Below are 18192 nucleotides of genomic sequence, written 5' to 3'. Positions count from 1 at the left end.
GCAGTTATGCAAAGGCGTAATTGATTAAGTATGAAGGAGTACAATTTATGACAAACATTTCACGACGCCGTTCAGTGCCGACACGTACAACTGAAACGCAACCAAAAGGGGAGAGAAGCCGTTCGAACGGAGAGCAACAGGAAGTTCGATGGGTGCAAATACGATTGATTCCGATTTGGTTACGTGTCGTACTTGTTCTCATTTTAGTTGTAGTTGCTGCTGTCGTAGGTGCGATGGTTGGTTATAGCGTGATTGGTGAAGGAAAAGCATTGGATGTCTTAAAAGTAGAAACATGGCAGCATATTTTTGACATAATGAATGGTAAAGAGTAGAAATATTCTTTACCATACTTTTCTTTTCACATAAATACATACTTTTAGGGGGAAAAGGAATGTTAACAGTAGAACAGATTCAAGCAATTTTACCGCATCGTTATCCGTTTTTATTAGTGGATCGTATTCTTGAATTAGAAGAAGGGAAACGAGCAGTTGGTTTAAAAAATGTATCGATAAACGAAGAATTTTTTAATGGACATTTTCCAGGTTATCCTGTTATGCCAGGTGTATTAATCATAGAGGCTCTAGCTCAAGTCGGTGGTGTCGCGTTATTAAATGCAGAACAGTTTAAAGGACGTATCGTATTTTTAACAGGTATTGATAATTGTCGTATTAAACGTCAAGTGGTGCCAGGTGATCAGCTTCGATTAGAAGTGGAATTTGTTAAATTACGTGGTTCTATGGGTAAAGGTCACGGCATTGCGACTGTCGACGGTGAACTTGCGTGTGAAGTAGATATTTTATTTGCGATTGGACCTGAGCAACCGAAACAGGGCTGATTTGCATTTATAGGATAAAGGATTTAAAATGGTAAGGTTAAAGAATTTCGGTATTTATGACTATAGGTAATTTTAGGCTTTAAAATGTAGGAGGATTATATTAGATGTATAAGCAATTGTCTTCAGGGGTTAAAATTAGCATTACACGTTCAATTTCTACATCTTTTGAATCATATTTAGCAAGTATTGGTTGGGATGGCGAACGATTTTCAATGGAAGATTTCATTGCAAGCTGGCAAGCATATTTTCAAGAAAATGCAGCTTGGGTAGAAAAAATTCCAACAGAAATTTTAATGAGTTCCGAATTCCATGAAGAGATGGCGAGAAAAATTGACGAAGTAATTGCAAAAATTTTAAATGAAGAACCGACAGCAAAACAGATCGAAACGATTGAGGCACTACAAAAAGAGCTTGGTACTGATTATAGCTACGCTTGTAAAGCAGAAGCAGCCTATATCGAACAACTTTTAAAAGAAAAACAAAAGTAGTTTTTTAAAGAAAGTCGGATATTTCCCTCTTTTCTCGGGCAATCTATGTAGGATCACAAATACACAGTCATTCATATTTGGCATTTGTATTGTGTGACATAGATTATAAAGGAGAAAGGAGGTTTTTTTATGTGGAAAATTCCACTTTTCACAATGATACTTGCTACTATGTTCTTGGGTGGCTGTAACTGGGGAAATCGAGCAGCTGATGAAACCCCAATGAATGATTTAGGCAATGACGTTCGTAGAGGTGTCGATGATGTAGAGGATGCTGTAACGCCAGGAAATGATCGTGATGTCTATGATCGTGATGTTAACGGTGTCGATAGAAACGGAACTGTTAATGAACATGGTACTGTTAATGAAAACGGTGTCGTTCCAGAAGTAAGAACACCGAATAATAACGTTGATGTCAATGGCAATCGTTCAAATGTGAATGATACTAATGACGTTGTTGATGAAAAAGTAGAAGTGCGATAACGTGTAAGTGCAAATACACGTTAGAGATTAGGGAGTGACTCCATAATACGGGGTCACTCTTTTCTGTTGTTTTTATAAAAATACGATTGGGAGAGGAAATACTTGTGGAATGATTGAGAATATGTTTGAGAAGTAGTGAATACGCTCGGAGAGAATGTGAATACCCGCGCAAGCGGTGAAATACACTCTTAGAGAAGAAAAACCCGTGGAGAAATTGAAACCCCGCGATATCAGTCAAAATGTGCTCAGTGGGAAGAATTCATTTAAAAAAAGGTTTCATATGTTCTAAAAGATTTTCTGGTAAAAGGTATACACGATTTTTATATGTACCCGTACTTGGAAAGTAAAATTTTTTCAGTAGGCGGGTTGCAGCATCGCTAGAATGAACACCGAAAAAAGCGCGTAGTTGTCTTTTTGTAATGGTAAGTCCAATTAATAATTGGTAGTCTTGAAATGCTTGAGCAAAAATCTCAGCATTTTTATAGTTGCAACTAGGACAAAACCAAGTTCCGCGATAATGCACCATTTTATGTTTATATCGACAATTTGGGCAGAGGACACCATGATGGAATCGAGAAGAGGAAATTTTAGAAGGTGCAAGTTGTGGCTGCTGTCGATCTCTCAATGTTTGCACAAAATCGCTTACATGTTCATCTTTTAAACAAGGGTTTGGATATTTTTTGAATAGCAAATTAAGATGCTGTTGGAGTCCGGCCGCATGTAATATAGGAATAGTATTCGGATGTCTGTCAATAATAGCAGATGGATTGGAGAAGATAATCGCACATTCGCAAGGAAGAGAAGGCTTTTGAGGAATAGTATTTAAAAATTGAGCATGCCGTTGGATTTGTGTAATCGGATTAGGGAATCCTTCAATTGCTCCATCGCTTTTGGTACGGATGCATTGATGTGTTGCTTCGTCAAAATCAAGTCGACCTCTAATGTTTTTGATTTGCATAATCAACATAAAATGCTTACAAATAAAGAGGGTATCCACTTGGTGTGAATGATTTGCTGCATTGTAGCGTATTAAATTATGCATGATAAAAGAAGTATATGGGCATATTATTTCCTGCCATTCACGATCTATCCGTTTTTCGCCAGCAAAACCAGCATCGAGCCTTCGGTATTGTTCAGCATCATGGCTAGTTGCAGAATCCCCTTCTACTAACCGCCGCTGTAAAGCCTCCAGCCATAACAATTTTAATGATTTTTTACGTACATCAAAGCTCATGATGAATCCCCCTAATTTTTTACACCAAATTGTACAGTAAATTTTCTACTTGTCCAGAAAAAATAACGACACGTAAATTTAACGTGTCGTTATTTGGATAAATCAATCATTTTTAAGTTTTGGGCGCGTCTTCATATCGTGTGAGAAGCGATTAAGTAATTCTTCTACTGAAATACCTTCAGAAAGTAGCTCAGCTAGTAATTGCTCTGCATATTTCGAACGTTTTATCTTTAAAGTACCTTTTAAGAGAACTGATAAATGATCTCCAATTTCTTGAATAGTATGGACTGCAACTCGAAATGGAGCAGGATCATTTTCAGGGAATGAAATAACGACGCGAACATCGAAGACGGCTTTTTTTTCTAGTAATTCATTAAAAATAGAATGGTATTTTTGAGAGATAAACAGCTCAAGAATCCAAGATTGATGACTGTTTTCTTGGTTAATCACAATGCCATCGACAAGTGGGTAGTTTTGCATACCATCCTCAGTGACAAGGTCAAAGGAAAGCATTTTAAATGTTTTCATTAAGAGTCCTCCTGAGTCGCTCATTCGCTTAAGTATAACATATAAAAAAATCCGAAATTTAATATTTCGTGAAAGTTCTTTGCCTATTACAGTCGTAAGGAATTTGAAGAGCTTAATACCCGAATAATAAAAAATAAAATGCATCAAATATTATTTTTACTTGCGGAAATTGAAGCAAAAATTAAAAATCGGCTTTTGCCATATCTTAAGGTTATCTTGTAGGATGAGATTAATCAAAAACAGAGGGGGTGAACAGTATAAATCAAGTTGGACTAGTTGGTAGATTAACGAAAGATCCTGTGTTACGCGAACTTTCAGGAAATCGTATACAATCACATTTTTCTTTAGCCATTAACCGTAATTTCAAAAACAGCCGAGGTGAAGTTGAAGCTGATTTTATTCTTTGTACAGTATGGGGAAGACTGGCAGAGCATATTGTTAGATATTGCGGGAAGGGATCGTTAATTGGTATAAATGGAAGGATCCAATCTCGATCGTTTGTAAATGAAAAAAGTGCAAAAGTATACATTACGGAAGTAGTCGTAGAAGATGTCCGGTTTTACAAGTTAAAGCCACGTGACAGCGATAATGCAGTATTTCCACCGCAAAAGGAACAAGATCACTTGAAGGACTTTGTACTGCCGCAGGAGGAAGTTAATTTACCAATAGTATAGCTGGCTACGCTATACATACGGAGCAAGTATTATAATTATCTGATCCGCCACTCTCCTATAAACTTGAACCGTATTGACTCTAAGAGAAAGGAATGATGCGCTAAAAAATATCATCATCATTGCTGTTGACCGCACAGCAATGAACATTTCTCACAACTAAATATTATTAATGAAGTAAGTAGGAAGAAGAAACATTGTTCTATGAAATTTGCCAACTAAAAGAGCGCCAAGATCGTTCACATCTTGGCGCATATTTTCTAAGTTCTTACATTAAAATCAAGTGTCATCAAATCACGAAGTTCATGATCATCGAGTTCGGTTAACCACTTACTTGATTGAATCAGTTCTTCTGACAATAAAGATTTCTGTGCTAACATTTTATCGATTTTTTCTTCTATTGTGCCAATTGTTACAAATTTATGGACCTGTACAAATTGGGTTTGCCCGATTCGATAGGCTCTGTCCGTTGCTTGGTTTTCAACAGCAGGATTCCACCAGCGATCGGCATGTAATACGTGATTTGCAGCTGTTAAGTTCAGACCAGTACCACCAGCTTTTAATGACAAGATGAAAATCGGAAACTCACCCGCCTGGAAAGCCTCCACTAATCGGTCACGCTGTGCTTTTGGCATCGCACCCGTTAAAAAAGGTACATCCACATTATATAATTCACTAAAGCAATGTTGTAATAGTTGCCCCATACCGATATATTGGGTGAATATTAAACACTGTTCGCCATTGTCCACAATTTCTGCTGCCATATGCACAATGCGTTCTAATTTTACAGATCGTGTAAGCATAGTTGTAGCATCCTCAAACGGCTCCTTTAAATACAGGGCAGGGTGATTACATAACTGTTTAAGTTTACTTAACATTTTTAACACACGGCCTTTTTTCTGAAGGCCAGTTAATGTCTCTAATTGATCTAATGTTTCTAAAATATATCCCTCATATAAAGATGCTTGTTCTGTTGTTAATGGACAGTATGCATGAGACTCCTGTTTTTCTGGTAAATTAAGCTGCAAATGCGGATCTCGCTTTGTTCGACGCAGTAAAAACGGCTGAATTTTGGCACGTAGTTTTTGTTTATGTTTATCGGATTCATCACGTTCAATTGGCAAGATGAATTCTTCGTTAAAGCGTCCAAAGCTTCCTAAATAGCCCTTATGAATAAAATCAAAAATAGCCCATAACTCAGATAAACGGTTTTCAACAGGTGTGCCTGTTAAAGCAATATGATGAGCACCATGTAATTTACGAATGGCTCGAGATTGCAAAGTTTGCATATTTTTAATGTTCTGTGCTTCATCAAGTACAACCGTTGTCCAGTCGATTTCTTGTAAAAACTCAGTATCTTGTGACACTGTGCCGTACGTTGAAAGGATTACTTGTGGCATTTCTCGCTCGATAATCTGGCTGAAATCCTCACCCTTTGCTCGATTTGCCTGATAATGTGTATAGACTGTTAATGATGGTGCAAAACGAGCTAATTCCTTTTGCCAGTTACCAAGTACAGACGTTGGACAAATGATAATTGTAGGCTCTGTCGCGTTAGATGTCTCATATACGTGCAGTAAATACGAAATGAGCTGTACGGTTTTACCAAGTCCCATATCATCGGCTAAGCAGGCACCAAAGCTTTGTTCTCGCATAAAGACAAGCCACTCAAAGCCTTCTTGCTGATAAGGCCGCAGTTCCGCTTGTAGTGAAGCGGGTGGAGGAACAGCTGGTAAGCCTTTTTTCTCTTGTAGCTGATCCATATAAGATTTGAGTGATTTTTGTAGTTCAAATGCAAATAAGGGATCATCTCGCATGGCGTCATCTGCATCTTCTTCAAGAGGCGGGGACAAATCTTCCGGCATTTCACGGAAAAGTAATTCGCGTACTGTCCAGCTCTCATTCTCAGCTTGCTCCATAAGTGCGCGCATTTCCTGCATCCAGTTGGCGTCAACACGGAACCATTCTGTACCAATACGGATAAATTCACGTTTTTCATCGACCAGCTTTTTAAATTGCTCAGCTGAAATCGATTCACCATTCATTGAAAATTGCCATTTGAATGTCAAAATATCATCGAGTCCAGCAACTTTTTTTGTCGCAACATTTCCAGTACTTACACGTACATGCATTTTAGACTGTTTTAAATCTTTTAGCCAAGCAGGCAGTACGACATCAAAACCAAGTGCTTGAAGTTTTGCTAAATCTTCACGTAAAAACGCTCGCACCTCTAAATCTTCAAGTGTCAGGTAAATAAATTGGTCACTTCGGACATCTTCTATTGAAAGTAGCTCTACAATTTGAGTCTGCTGCTTTTCAATCTCTGAAGCGTCCTCCTGCCATTTTGCAGGTAACACATCTTGTATCGGGTACATACGCTTTCGAACTGCTGGGGTCCAATATGTTTTGGTCGTGGCAGAGCTTAGGACTGTTTCAAGGAGCCAAACATCAGCGTCGGGTTCTGGTTCGCTTAAGCGAAGTGATACTTTCACAGCTCCAGTTTGGCGGTCCTGCTCTAGCGGCCATCCTCCACGAGAGAAAAATGGCAGTAGTTTGGGTAAATCAGATATGAAAAGTCCAGCACTCATAAGCTTTTGTGACACTGCGGCATCAAGCAAAACGTGGTCAATGTCATCAATCTTAAATGTAAGTGATGAAAAATCATCTGCAATAACAGCGTGTTCCCACAGTGATGGTTCTTGCCAATAACGCTGTAAAGTTACAACCCGCTCTAATAAGGTATTACTGTTTTCGTCCATACCAGTCCAATCGATAAAAGGATGTTGGTAGCGAGTCGAAAAGATGTCCAGTAATTCGGCGGTAGATACTTCTACAGATAATTCGGTACGATTAGCGAGCAAGCCATAAACATTCGCTTCGTATTTGAAAAAAAGCGACGAGATGAGTGAACCAGCTTCAAGTGGTACGCCACCCGCTGTAAAGCCCTGCACCGCAAAATAACCATCACGAACTGCTTCGATATGGAGTTTGATTTTCTTCATAAAAGAGGATGGGGCATTGCTTAAAGTCATCATACTAAGTTTCCTTTCTCGATTTCTTCCTGTAAAGCACGTAGACGTTTAAATTCTGCACGAATTGTGTGCATATACGTTTCAAAATAGGTCGTTTTACCAGCACGTTTTGCGGCACTGCGCATACTTTTCCAAATTCGTACGGCTTGTTTATAATTCATACGCGATTTTTGTTCCACCTCGGTCATTGCATAAACGTGATAAAGGGGAAGAACTGTAGCCGGGGCTCCCTGTAAGACATCCTTTAATCCGCACATTTCTAAATAAGAAAGCGAAGATAAGTTTACTTGGTGTAAGGCGGCCCATTCCTCGTAACGTTCTATTTTTATTAGAAAGAACGAAAATGGCTGTAACCCGTGCATACCGAATGCGCTGTAAAGAGAAGCTTCCTCGTCTTCCGTTAACGTGATTTCTTCATAAAGGTTCTGTAAATTCCGCACATATTGCGCTCGCTGTGCAACTGGAACAACCTCTTGTAAAAAGGGAGTTAGCAATGGCAACATGGCACGTAAAATAGTTGTAAGTGAAGCCAGCTCACCCGCTCTTTTTGCAAAAAGAGCAAGTTCAAATAAATCAAACATATTATCGATAGAAATTTTAGTCATATTAGATTGCAATAACTGTTCTTTTTGCAATAATACATAAAACATGAGCTTAACCGCATGAAAAGATACGTCAGAATTGTCCTTTTCTAACGCTAGCATTGCTTCTAATTCCTTTTCGCGGCGGGGCTTTTCATAAAAAATCACAGCCCAAAGTAGCATATAGATTTGTAGACGGTTTGCAAAAAGGTCTTGTCGCTCTACTAAAAACTCTCGAGTGATTAGCTGCAATGTGTCATAGAAAGGGTCCGTTGCAAAGAGACGAGAGCGTGCATTAAACTCACTAAATGTATCTTCTAGCCCATGTATGCATTGTTCTATGAAATATTTCATATAATGTGTATCCAAAGGATGGCCCGGTGTTTCATTTAAATGGCGCCAAATCGTATTGAGTATCGTCAATTCCATAAATAATTTATAGAGTGGTTGCCATTCTCGTTCAAAGGGCATGTGCCGGCGAAGGCGTTCTAATGCATCTGTCCGAATCGCAGATAATCCGTAACCTTCAAGAACGCGCCCCGGCGGAAGTAGGCGTTTCATGACTTCATCAGCCATTGCTTGCCAGCTTTCAGGACTACGTTCATCAGCAAGTGTTTTCAATTGTACTGATTTTTGCGCCCGCCACGTTGCAGACCAATTTTGCACAGAATCGAAATATTGATAAAGTGCAAGCAATGCTCCGACCTTGTGGCGACACCATTTTTCCTGTGGGCAATTACACGTTAATGTTTCACGAGCAAAATCAATTTCTAGTGAAGCTGGTCTTACATCCTGCACGATTGCATATAATATAGAAGTCGTTGGATTGAAGCGTTCAAATGCAACTGATTTATTACGTACTGAAAAAACAGCACGACGCACGAGCTCCTCGTCTTCCGTAGAGGATGGGTGTAGATGTTGCTCAGCCTCCTTCAATTTTGCGAATATAAATTGTTGATGTTCCTTAGCCAATTGTGAAATAGACAAAGCCAAAACCTCTCCTCCAAAAAAAAGACTGTCTCTCCATTATACGTTTAAAATCGGCGCATGATAAGTCGAATGATTAGAAATATGAAAATAGTGGAAAAGCGTGTTAACAAAAAATTTTTTATATGTTAAAATCTGAATAATCAGATAAATAGGAGGGATGAAAAATGATGCACGTTCAATATATGAAACCGTTTTATACAAAAGTAACAGGAGAAAAGCTGCGTCTAGTCTTTGCCTATCAATATTTTTCGATTTTAAAAGATGATGAAATTTTTCACTTCATTCCCATTGAAGGTAAAGAAATGATTATCAATCTGCATACGCAACAAATCGAAAACCTATCTGAGGTATTTGTATTTCAAAAAGGGAACCGATTCATTCGACTACCTCTCTATCAGCTCTTACTGATTACAAATGTTCATGAACACCTTGTACCAATACTTGAAGGCGCAACACCGAAACTACCTGAACCGATACATTCCGCTGTACCGGTCAACGAAATTGATCAGCTGATGGCAGAAATCGAAGAAAAAAACGTTGATTATCTAATTGATCGAGCACTATTAAATCGTGATGAAGCACTGTTCTACGAATTACTACAACAAAGAAACATTCAACTCGGAGGTTTCGAAAATTGAATACACGATATATCTAACAAGCACCCTTTTCCTAATGAGAGAAAAAGGGTGTTTTTATCTAAATTTAAATTTGGGGGTTATCCTAGGCTACGGGTATGAGTGCTGAAATCTAGAAAGTGATTGTTAAAAAATTGGTGTCCGCTGATAAAACAGTCTGCAATAGTTCGTATTAGAACCGATATAAACCAAAATATGTAATATAAAGGATGTGGGGAGATGCTTGGGAAATGGTCGGCAACAGGGATGACTATATTAAATAATATGAATCGGCATTATAATGCGATGAATAAAGCACTTTTACGAATATCGACGGGTTATCGCATTAATAGTGCAGCAGATGATCCAGCGGGTCTAGCAATTTCTGAAAAAATGCGGTCGCAGATTCGTGGGTTGAATATGGCTGCGAAAAACATTCAAGATGGTATTTCATTGGTTCAAACGGCAGAAGGTGCTCTCAATGAAACGCACGCCATAATACAAAGAATGCGCGAATTGTCGATTCAAGCGGCTAATGATACGTTGACAGATAGTGACCGTGAACTTCTAAATCTAGAGTTCCAAGAGCTAAAAAAAGAAATCCAGCGTATATCAAAAGATACGGAGTTTAACAAAAAAACATTGTTGAATGGAGATTATTCAACAGATGGACTTAAGATTCAAGCGGGGGCAAATGCAGGGCAGACGATTGAGTTGTTCATTAATGGTATGGGTGCGGGAGCGCTTGGTCTTGATGATACAGTGTCGATTGCTACACGTGAGGATGCAGACAAAGCTATTTCTACGATGGACAATGCTTTGAAGTTGGTGTCGAGTGAACGTTCGCGGCTTGGTGCTTACCACAATCGTTTAGAGCACGCATACAATGCAACCGTGAACGCTGCGGAAAATTTAGCGGAAGCTGAATCCCGTATCCGTGATGCAGATATCGCGAAAGAAATGATGAACATGGTGAAGGCACAAATTTTATTGCAGGCAAGTCAATATGCAATGGCGATGCATATGAATCAAGCGCATTCGGTTTTAATGTTGTTGGATAGTGGGAGGAAATAATTCAATTTATAAAAATTCCTAAATTTGATATACAACTTAATTAATAATTAAGTGAAAAAATCAGCGGTTATAAGCGAAGTGACACTTATCTATAATTAAGTTGTTTATCGATTTGGAAAATCTCGCTGTTAACACTTTTGAAATAGCTACTCTATGGGAAAAGTTATAGAAAAAATGAACAAACTTTTAATTTAGAACACCCTATTTTATCTAACATTAAATCTTGTTAAGGAGTGATGTTATTGATTGTCAAGCCATTCACGTCATCACCATTCATACTAGGGTTTCGAGCACTAATTATGCGTTTGCCCCCGACACATCCGCAGTTTGAAAGGCTTCAACAAGAATTGAAAATAAAAGAAGCGGGTGATTTCGGCGAGCATTATATCATGCGAATTCTAGAAAGTTTTTCATCACTACAAGACTTCCACGCACTCCACAATGTGATACTTCCCACTACACTTCCTATGCAAATCGACATTCTCGTTGTTACACCAAACGGGATTATTCTATTAGAAATCAAAAATATTCGAGGTCAAGTTCGTTTCAAAAATAATCCTCGTCAACTAATTCGTACAACAGAAAAAGGGGATACCACTGTGTTTACTCATCCAGAGGTGCAACTTGAGCAGTATATGCAAGCGATGCATCAATTTTTTGAGACGCATCATATTTCAATGCCGATCTATGGTGCTATAGTTTTTCCATTTAATAATGCGACTATTTATCATGAGGGAGATGGCTTGCCGATATTAATGGGAAAAGAGTTGCCGCTGTATTTTCATAAGCTTTCCGGGGGAAAATACAAGCAATCGGTAAATGAAATCACGCGCATAATCTTGAAACATATACGAGATCGAAAGCCATTTCCACTATGTGACTACTATAACATCGAACAGAGGGACCTGCATAAAGGAATTCTTTGCGAAAATTGTGGTCAGTTCGGTATGCAAAAGCTAAAAAAGGGTTGGTATTGTAAGAAGTGTCAGCATGTAAATCCACATGCACATGTGGGAGCATTACGTGATTACTATATGCTAGTTGGTGGCACGATAACGAATCGGGATTGTCGTTATTTTTTGAATATTGATAGTCCTGATGTGGCAAAGCGTATTTTGCAAAAATCTTGTGCGAAACGAAGTGGTTCTGGTAAGTATAGGAAGTACCATTTATCCAGCTTATATAGACATCGCTGAAAGAAGTGTGAAAATAGCCGATAGACTTCGGATCACCGCCGATAGAACTTCAAACATAGCCGATAGACCATTACAAACCGCCGATAAAATCTCAAAAATAGCTGATAACCCCAACGAAACGACAAATTTATTCACAGTTTCGGCTGAAAGATGTATACTATAATGCAGAACAAATGCGATTGCATTCGAAATACACACATAAAATATCAACTCGTTTTTGAAACGAAAGGAAGTTTAGATGATGACAAAATCAATTTGTGTTATTGGGCTTGGCTATATTGGTTTACCAACAGCAGTAATGTTCGCCAATTACGGCATAAAAGTACACGGCGTGGATGTAAATCCGGCAGCGGTGAGAAGTATTCAAGAGAAAAAGCTTCATATTGAAGAGACGGACTTGCAAGAGCGTTTAAATAAAGCAGTTGATGATGGATTACTAACAGCATCAACGACACCACAAGAAGCAGATGTGTTCATCGTTGCTGTACCATCACCGATCAATTCAGATAATACAGCGAACTTAGAATATGTGCGTCAAGCGACGGCGTCAATTGTACCTTACTTAAGAAAGGGCAATTTAGTTATTCTTGAGTCGACAGTACCACCAAAAACGGTAGAGCACGTAATGTTACCGGAATTGGTGAAAGCGAATCTTGAGTTTGGACATGATCTATTTGTATCGCATTCACCTGAACGTGTAATTCCAGGTCGTGTTTTTGAAGAATTGGTAAACAATGATCGTATCGTTGGTGGTATTGATACAAAATCATCAGAACTAACAAAAGAACTTTATGAAACTTTTGTAAAAGGCACAATTCACATTACAGATGCTACGACAGCAGAGTTAGTGAAAGTAATGGAGAATACGTACCGTGATGTGAATATTGCATTTGCCAATGAGTTAGCGAAAATGGCTGATAAGTTGGACGTTAACATTTGGGAAGCCATTAAATTTGCAAACTATCACCCACGCGTAAATGTGCACTTCCCAGGCCCAGGTGTAGGTGGCCACTGTATCGCGGTTGACCCTTGGTTCCTAGTTGAACTTGGTGGCGAGCAAGCACAAATTATTCATATGTCTCGTAATACGAATGACAGTATGCCAAGTTATACAGCACAAAAAACACAAGCAATCCTAAATCAAAACAAAATTGCTGGTGGAAAGGTAGCTGTTCTTGGACTTGCCTTTAAAGGTAATGTTGACGATATGCGCGAAAGTCCATCGACAATTGTTATTTCGGAATTACAAAATTTGGGCTTAGATGTTGTATCATATGACCCTCACATTAAAGAAAATAAACATGACACACAAACACAAAGTCTAGAAGAAGCAACAAAAGATGCGGATATCATTGTTGTATTAACAGATCACAATGAATTCAAAACGTTACAAGCAGAAACTATCTCTGCAAAATCAAAAATCGTGTTTGATACGAAAAACTGTCTAAACCGTGAAAACTGGGAGCAAGCTGGCTTCGAGTTCCATTTACTAGGGGATGCGAAAAACTGATGAAAGAAACAGTACTTGGCATCAACGTTAACACGGAAGGCTATGATGAATTAATGGATATGGCATTTCAGCGTATTGAAAAGAAAGAAAAAGCGCTCGTTGTTGCCATTAATCCAGAAAAAATCATTAAAGCGAAAGAAGACCCAGCACTAAAAAAGCTTTTAAATGAAGCGGAATTTCAAATTCCAGATGGCATCGGCGTCATCCTCGCTTCAAAAATTCAAAAAGGGCAAATTCGTGAACGCGTGACGGGCGTCGATATGATGATGAAACTTTGTGAAGAAGCGGCTAAACGAGGTAAGCCAATTTTCCTTTATGGAGGGAAACCAGGTGTAGCAGATGCAGCGAAGGTGAAGCTTGAATCATTATTTCCTTCTATTAAAATAGTCGGCACACAGGACGGCTATGAAAAGGACGAGCAAGTTGTGATAGATCGCATTAACGAAGCGAAGCCAGATTTACTTTTCGTTGCAATGGGGAGCCCAAAACAAGAGAACTGGATAAACGCGAATCGTAACCAGTTGCACCCAACAATCTACCAAGGGGTTGGTGGATCATTCGATGTTCTCGCGGGCACAGTAAAGCGGGCACCGGAAATTTTCCAAAAGTTTGGACTCGAATGGTTTTATCGATTGTTGAAAGAACCCAAGCGTATCAAGCGTCAAATGGCTCTACCATTATTTTTATTTGAGGTAGCACGAAAAAAAAGACAGTAAAGTTGAAAAATTGTATTGTCGTTTGAATTGGAAAATGTTAGACTATACGTGTATAGGAATTTCCTCTATGAAATAATAGAATTCCCTGCAAGGAAAAACGGTTGGTAGCCCAAGCGAAAAAAGCTCAAGCATATTATATGCTTGAGCTTTTTTCGTGTACAATGAAACTAATTATTTGTATGAAATTGTTGGAAACTAAAATTTGTTAAAGAAAATGCGTAAATATACTTGAAAAAAGTCTGTAGATGACCGACAATAGGAAAAGAGAGTCGATATCCTTTATTTTCCGGAAATTTTTATGGAAGTTTCCTAAAATGTGATTGACAACTTTTGGCGATACAACTATACTTTTATGTGTAGTTGTTTATTTACTGCATTACCATGTAGTGTAAACATAATTTTTGAACTTAAGAGGAGGAAATTTTTCTATGGCTAACCAACCAAAGAAATACAAAAAATTCGTAGCAACGGCTGCAACAGCTACTTTAGTAGCATCTGCAATCGTACCAGTTGCTTCTGCAGCTGAATTCAAGGACGTGGCAGGCAATACCCACGCAGAAGCAATCAACGCACTAGCTGATCAAGGTATCATCAATGGATACTCTGACGGCACATTCAAACCAAACCAAACAATTAACCGTGGACAAGTGGTTAAATTATTAGGACGTTGGTTAGAAGCACAAGGTCAAGAAATTCCAGCTGACTGGAAAACTGAACAACGTTTCAACGATTTACCTGTAACTGCTGAAGCAGAACTAGTAAAATATGCTGCACTTGCTAAAGATGCAGGCGTATTTAATGGTTCAAACGGCAACTTAAACTACACACAAACTATGCAACGTCAACAAATGGCAGTTGTTTTAGTACGTGCTATTAACGAAATCGCTGGTGTAGATTTAATCGCTGCTTATAAAGATGCAGATTTCAAAAGTTCAATCTCTGATTTAGATAAAGCTTACTCAGCAGAACAACGTGAAGCAATCGTTGCATTAGAATACGCTGAAATTACTCAAGTAACTAGCTTTAACCCAGCTAACAGCGTAACTCGTGGTCAATTCGCTTCATTCTTATACCGTACGATGGAAATGGATATTGAAGTTGCAGTAGATGCTTCAGTTAAAGCAATCAACAACACAACTGTTGAAGTAACATTCGACGAAGAAGTTGAAGATGTTAAATCTCTTGACTTCGCAATCGAAGGCTTAGAAATTTCTAACGCTGCTGTTAAACAAACAAACAAAAAAGTTGTTGTTTTAACAACATCTGCTCAAACGGCTGACACAGAATACACAGTAACTTTAGATGGCGAAAAAATCGGTTCATTCAAAGGTCTTGCTGCGGTAATTCCAACAGCTATTAAAGTAGAAACTCAATCTTACCAAGCTAAAGTTGGTACTCAAGTATCTATTAAAGCTAACATCGGTCAAGCTGCTGCTGGCGTTCCAGTAACATTCAACGTACAAGCTACAGGTAACAGCTTAAACGAAAACAAAAAAGTAGAAGTTACTACTGATGCTAACGGCGATGCAGTATACACTTACACTCAATACGGCGTAGCTGGTATTGACAACGTAACTGTATACCCAACTGGTGCTCCAAGTTTACTAGGTTATGCAAAAGTATACTGGGGTAAAGAGCAAATCTTAACTGTTGATTCTGACAATAAAGTAGTTGATAACGGTTCTAACCGTACTTACAAAGTTAAGTATTTAGATCCAACAACTGGCCTTCCAGTACAAAACCAAAAACTTAACGTAACATTTAAAGAAAACTTAAATGATATCGATGCTTCTAAAACGAACGATACAACTGCAAGTATCCGTAAAGATGCTGGTAACTATGTAACTCCTTACCAAGATAATGCAAGTGTTACTGGTACGAATCGTGAGGAATCATTCCAAATCGTAACAAACTCTGTAGGTGAAGCTACTTTCGTAGTAACAGGTAAAAACACAACAGCTACTCCAGTAATTTATGCTGATGCTAATGCAAACAACCGCTTTGAAGCGACAGAATTACAAGTAACTGCTGGTAACGTGAAATTCCAAGGTGTTCAAACTCCTTACCAAATCACGTTTGTTGATCCAACAGCAGATCGCGTAGCTGCATTAAGTGATGAATACGGTCAACATAACCCAGTTGAATACAAATTAAAAGTTGTAACTGATCAAAAAGATAAAGATGGAAATCCACTTCCATACATTGGTGCAACAATTAAAGTAGCTATCCAACAAAACCAAGATAATACTTTAACAAACAACTCACCTGCTTTAATTTCTTCAACTGAAAATGGTTCTTACACAAGCACAGGTGTAGTATCTGTTATTACTGACTCTAAAGGAGAAGCAAAAGTTTACTTAAAATCAAATGTAGACAATTCAAAAGCAACTCCAGTAGCATGGATTGATTTAAATGCTGCAGGTCAAGTTGGCTATGTTGGTAACGATAGACTAGAAGATGGCGAACCATTTGGTGTAGCTCCATCTGTTACATTCTTAAAATCAGTTGTAGTAGGTCCAAAAGATGGATTAAATGCTCCAACTAAAGGTGCATTCGTTGATGGCGATGAAATGAAATGGTCGGCTTCTTTACTTAACCAAAGTGGTAAAGTATCAGAAACTGCTGGCATTAAAAATGCAACATTTACAATTAGAAATACATCAAATGCAATTCAAACAATTAACCCACGTTTAGTAGATGGTGCTGGTAATAACTATACTGGTTTAACAGTTACTTATAGTGGTTCTACTCAAACTCAAGCATTTACTAACGGTACTGCTATTACATTAGAGCCAGGTACTACTGTAACAATTCACGGTATTGCAAGTGGTTTTGTACCAACATACAATACTGTTACTGAATATTCATCTACAAATGATGCGGTATTAAATATTGTAGCACCAAATAAAGACGGTAAGTTATCTGTATCTAGCAGCGTAACAACTGTACGTAAAAATACTACTCAATCAGACTACCGTAACAACAACAACACGTACTCTTACGATGCAAAAGAAGCTGAATATCTTAAATCTACTGATGTAACACCTTTAACAACTGCTGCAACTGCAACAGTAACTGGTGAAGTAATTGGTTTCGAAGTTGAAGATAACAAATTTGGTGGCACTAACTATGGCCGTGTAGTAATTAAAGAGCGTTTCACTGGTGATGTTAAGCATTATTACTATAACAATGCTACAAGTTTCAGTGTTGCCTTAAACGCTGATTTCACAGGCACGGATAACGTTGCTAGTGCAAATAATGCTACTTTATTTGAAAACTTATTATCAATTGGGGATCAAATTCAAGTAAACAATTCTACAAATACATTTAACGGTGTGACACCTGATGTTCGTCTATTCAACAAAGACAACAGTACATCAACTACTCAAGCAAAAGGTAATGGTGTAATTTCTTCTAATTCATATGTTGGAGTTGGACAGCATGGTCAAGCAGCAAGCGATGCTTTAGCTGCTAAGTATGTGAGCGCAGATGTACAAAAAACAAACTTCTCGAATGCTAAGTTCGATTTAATTGTTGATACAACTACAACTACTGCTAGCACAGTTACAATTGACCTTGTTGGTACTGATACTGCAGAACAAATTGCTGCTAAAATCAATACTAAACTTCAAGGAGTTACAAATGCAGCAACTGCAACTGTAGTTGGTGGACGCGTAGTTATTACAGCAGTAAAAGATGGGTTAACTTCTATCGAAATTGCTAACTCAACGGTTCCAACATTATTTAACGATAAGAAGGAATTACCAGTTTCACAAACACCTGAAGCGTTCGGTAGATATGTTTATAGTTTCCTAGGTGCTGTAGATATTAAACCGGGTCAAACAGTAACTGTTAATAACCTAACGTATACAGCAGGCACTGCAACAACTGGTAACTATACGTTCAACGCAACTGGAAGCTTAGCACAAGATTTACAAGCGTTAGCGACAGTAGTTACACTTACTGATTCTACAATTGATGCTATTTCAGATGCTGCATTAACAACAATTACTTTAACTGAAGAAGCTGGTAAAGCAGGCAAAGCTTCATTCGGTCCGATTGTAATTAAATAATTATTGTTTTTTCAAAACACTAGTTATATAAGAAAAGACTTTATAGAGTACACTCTCTATAAAGTCTTTCTTTTTGTTATTGTAGATTTTGAAAAAAACAGTGACAAATGAATTGATAAAGAAGAAAGTGTATTGAATAGTACTCGTGAGGTGTTGTTCCTCACGAGTAT

At 38.2% G+C, this 18192-nt stretch carries 15 protein-coding genes; 11 read left to right on the top strand and 4 right to left on the bottom strand.

The genetic code is table 11. The annotated features are described in order from the left end of the window. Window positions 1-47: 47 nt before the first annotated feature. The 4 genes from ACIQZG_RS12500 (at window position 48) to ACIQZG_RS12485 (ending at window position 1803) form a co-directional block, all read left to right on the top strand. A complete protein-coding gene (locus ACIQZG_RS12500) occupies window positions 48-332 on the top strand; it encodes a DNA-directed RNA polymerase subunit beta (protein ID WP_402755519.1) in 285 nt (94 codons plus the stop codon). A gap of 59 nt (window positions 333-391) precedes the next feature. Continuing rightward, complete coding sequence (gene fabZ / locus ACIQZG_RS12495) at window positions 392-835, top strand: 3-hydroxyacyl-ACP dehydratase FabZ (protein WP_402755518.1); 444 nt, start codon at window positions 392-394, stop codon at window positions 833-835. A 104-nt stretch (window positions 836-939) separates the two neighbouring features. Continuing rightward, window positions 940-1323 (top strand): hypothetical protein, encoded by a 384-nt coding sequence (locus ACIQZG_RS12490; protein ID WP_402755517.1) that lies wholly within the window; start codon window positions 940-942, stop codon window positions 1321-1323. 129 nt (window positions 1324-1452) lie between these two features. Further along, the gene (locus tag ACIQZG_RS12485; protein ID WP_402755516.1) at window positions 1453-1803 is read left to right on the top strand and encodes a hypothetical protein; all 351 of its coding nucleotides are present in this window, start codon (window positions 1453-1455) and stop codon (window positions 1801-1803) included. A 259-nt stretch (window positions 1804-2062) separates the two neighbouring features. Here ACIQZG_RS12485 and ACIQZG_RS12480 read toward each other — a convergent pair whose 3' ends face one another. Together ACIQZG_RS12480 and ACIQZG_RS12475 are read right to left on the bottom strand one after the other, a co-directional pair. Next, window positions 2063-3037 carry a nuclease-related domain-containing protein gene (locus ACIQZG_RS12480; protein ID WP_402755515.1) on the bottom strand — a complete coding sequence of 325 codons (975 nt, stop codon included), beginning with the start codon at window positions 3035-3037 and terminating at the stop codon, window positions 2063-2065. 102 nt (window positions 3038-3139) lie between these two features. Beyond that, complete coding sequence (locus ACIQZG_RS12475) at window positions 3140-3565, bottom strand: YwpF family protein (RefSeq protein WP_402755514.1); 426 nt, start codon at window positions 3563-3565, stop codon at window positions 3140-3142. A 248-nt stretch (window positions 3566-3813) separates the two neighbouring features. Here ACIQZG_RS12475 and ssb point away from each other — a divergent pair, with 248 nt between their 5' ends. Next, complete coding sequence (gene ssb, locus ACIQZG_RS12470) at window positions 3814-4239, top strand: single-stranded DNA-binding protein (protein WP_402755513.1); 426 nt, start codon at window positions 3814-3816, stop codon at window positions 4237-4239. Window positions 4240-4496: 257 nt separating this feature from the next. Here ssb and ACIQZG_RS12465 read toward each other — a convergent pair whose 3' ends face one another. After that, entirely contained in the window at window positions 4497-7271 is a 2775-nt protein-coding gene (locus ACIQZG_RS12465) for a DEAD/DEAH box helicase (RefSeq protein WP_402755512.1), read from the bottom strand. Further along, complete coding sequence (locus ACIQZG_RS12460; RefSeq protein WP_402755511.1) at window positions 7268-8842, bottom strand: hypothetical protein; 1575 nt, start codon at window positions 8840-8842, stop codon at window positions 7268-7270. Before ACIQZG_RS12460 ends, ACIQZG_RS12465 begins: the two co-directional genes overlap by 4 nt. A gap of 161 nt (window positions 8843-9003) precedes the next feature. Between ACIQZG_RS12460 and ACIQZG_RS12455 the strand changes: the two genes are divergently transcribed. From ACIQZG_RS12455 to ACIQZG_RS12430, 6 genes are all read left to right on the top strand, one after another. After that, complete coding sequence (locus tag ACIQZG_RS12455; RefSeq protein ID WP_402755510.1) at window positions 9004-9477, top strand: transcriptional regulator; 474 nt, start codon at window positions 9004-9006, stop codon at window positions 9475-9477. Window positions 9478-9693: 216 nt separating this feature from the next. Next, complete coding sequence (locus ACIQZG_RS12450) at window positions 9694-10527, top strand: flagellin N-terminal helical domain-containing protein (protein WP_402755509.1); 834 nt, start codon at window positions 9694-9696, stop codon at window positions 10525-10527. Between the two features lie 242 nt (window positions 10528-10769). Then, window positions 10770-11723: a nuclease-related domain-containing protein gene (locus ACIQZG_RS12445; protein WP_402755508.1), complete on the top strand. Its 954-nt coding sequence runs from the start codon at window positions 10770-10772 to the stop codon at window positions 11721-11723. 241 nt (window positions 11724-11964) lie between these two features. After that, window positions 11965-13233 (top strand): nucleotide sugar dehydrogenase, encoded by a 1269-nt coding sequence (locus tag ACIQZG_RS12440; RefSeq protein WP_402755507.1) that lies wholly within the window; start codon window positions 11965-11967, stop codon window positions 13231-13233. Further along, window positions 13233-13949: a WecB/TagA/CpsF family glycosyltransferase gene (locus tag ACIQZG_RS12435; protein ID WP_402755506.1), complete on the top strand. Its 717-nt coding sequence runs from the start codon at window positions 13233-13235 to the stop codon at window positions 13947-13949. The genes ACIQZG_RS12440 and ACIQZG_RS12435 overlap by 1 nt, the downstream gene beginning before the upstream one ends. Before the next feature lie 428 nt (window positions 13950-14377). Beyond that, entirely contained in the window at window positions 14378-18022 is a 3645-nt protein-coding gene (locus ACIQZG_RS12430; protein WP_402755505.1) for an S-layer homology domain-containing protein, read from the top strand. The last annotated feature ends 170 nt before the right edge of the window (window positions 18023-18192 follow it).

The sequence above is a fragment of the Lysinibacillus sp. NPDC096418 genome, assembly GCF_044762775.1.
Classification (GTDB): domain Bacteria; phylum Bacillota; class Bacilli; order Bacillales_A; family Planococcaceae; genus Lysinibacillus.
This window is presented reverse-complemented; position numbering and strand designations above follow the sequence as displayed.

Excerpts from the sequence above, each read along its gene's own strand:
- ACIQZG_RS12455 (WP_402755510.1), top strand. The coding sequence starts at position 9,004 with ATGATGCACGTTCAATATATGAAACCGTTTTATACAAAAGTAACAGGA.
- ACIQZG_RS12430 (WP_402755505.1), top strand. The coding sequence starts at position 14,378 with ATGGCTAACCAACCAAAGAAATACAAAAAATTCGTAGCAACGGCTGCA.
- ACIQZG_RS12480 (WP_402755515.1), bottom strand. The coding sequence starts at position 3,037 with ATGAGCTTTGATGTACGTAAAAAATCATTAAAATTGTTATGGCTGGAG.
- ACIQZG_RS12450 (WP_402755509.1), top strand. The coding sequence starts at position 9,694 with ATGCTTGGGAAATGGTCGGCAACAGGGATGACTATATTAAATAATATG.
- ACIQZG_RS12435 (WP_402755506.1), top strand. The coding sequence starts at position 13,233 with ATGAAAGAAACAGTACTTGGCATCAACGTTAACACGGAAGGCTATGAT.
- fabZ (WP_402755518.1), top strand. The coding sequence starts at position 392 with ATGTTAACAGTAGAACAGATTCAAGCAATTTTACCGCATCGTTATCCG.
- ACIQZG_RS12490 (WP_402755517.1), top strand. The coding sequence starts at position 940 with ATGTATAAGCAATTGTCTTCAGGGGTTAAAATTAGCATTACACGTTCA.
- ACIQZG_RS12485 (WP_402755516.1), top strand. The coding sequence starts at position 1,453 with ATGTGGAAAATTCCACTTTTCACAATGATACTTGCTACTATGTTCTTG.
- ACIQZG_RS12465 (WP_402755512.1), bottom strand. The coding sequence starts at position 7,271 with ATGATGACTTTAAGCAATGCCCCATCCTCTTTTATGAAGAAAATCAAA.
- ACIQZG_RS12440 (WP_402755507.1), top strand. The coding sequence starts at position 11,965 with ATGACAAAATCAATTTGTGTTATTGGGCTTGGCTATATTGGTTTACCA.
- ACIQZG_RS12500 (WP_402755519.1), top strand. The coding sequence starts at position 48 with ATGACAAACATTTCACGACGCCGTTCAGTGCCGACACGTACAACTGAA.
- ACIQZG_RS12475 (WP_402755514.1), bottom strand. The coding sequence starts at position 3,565 with ATGAAAACATTTAAAATGCTTTCCTTTGACCTTGTCACTGAGGATGGT.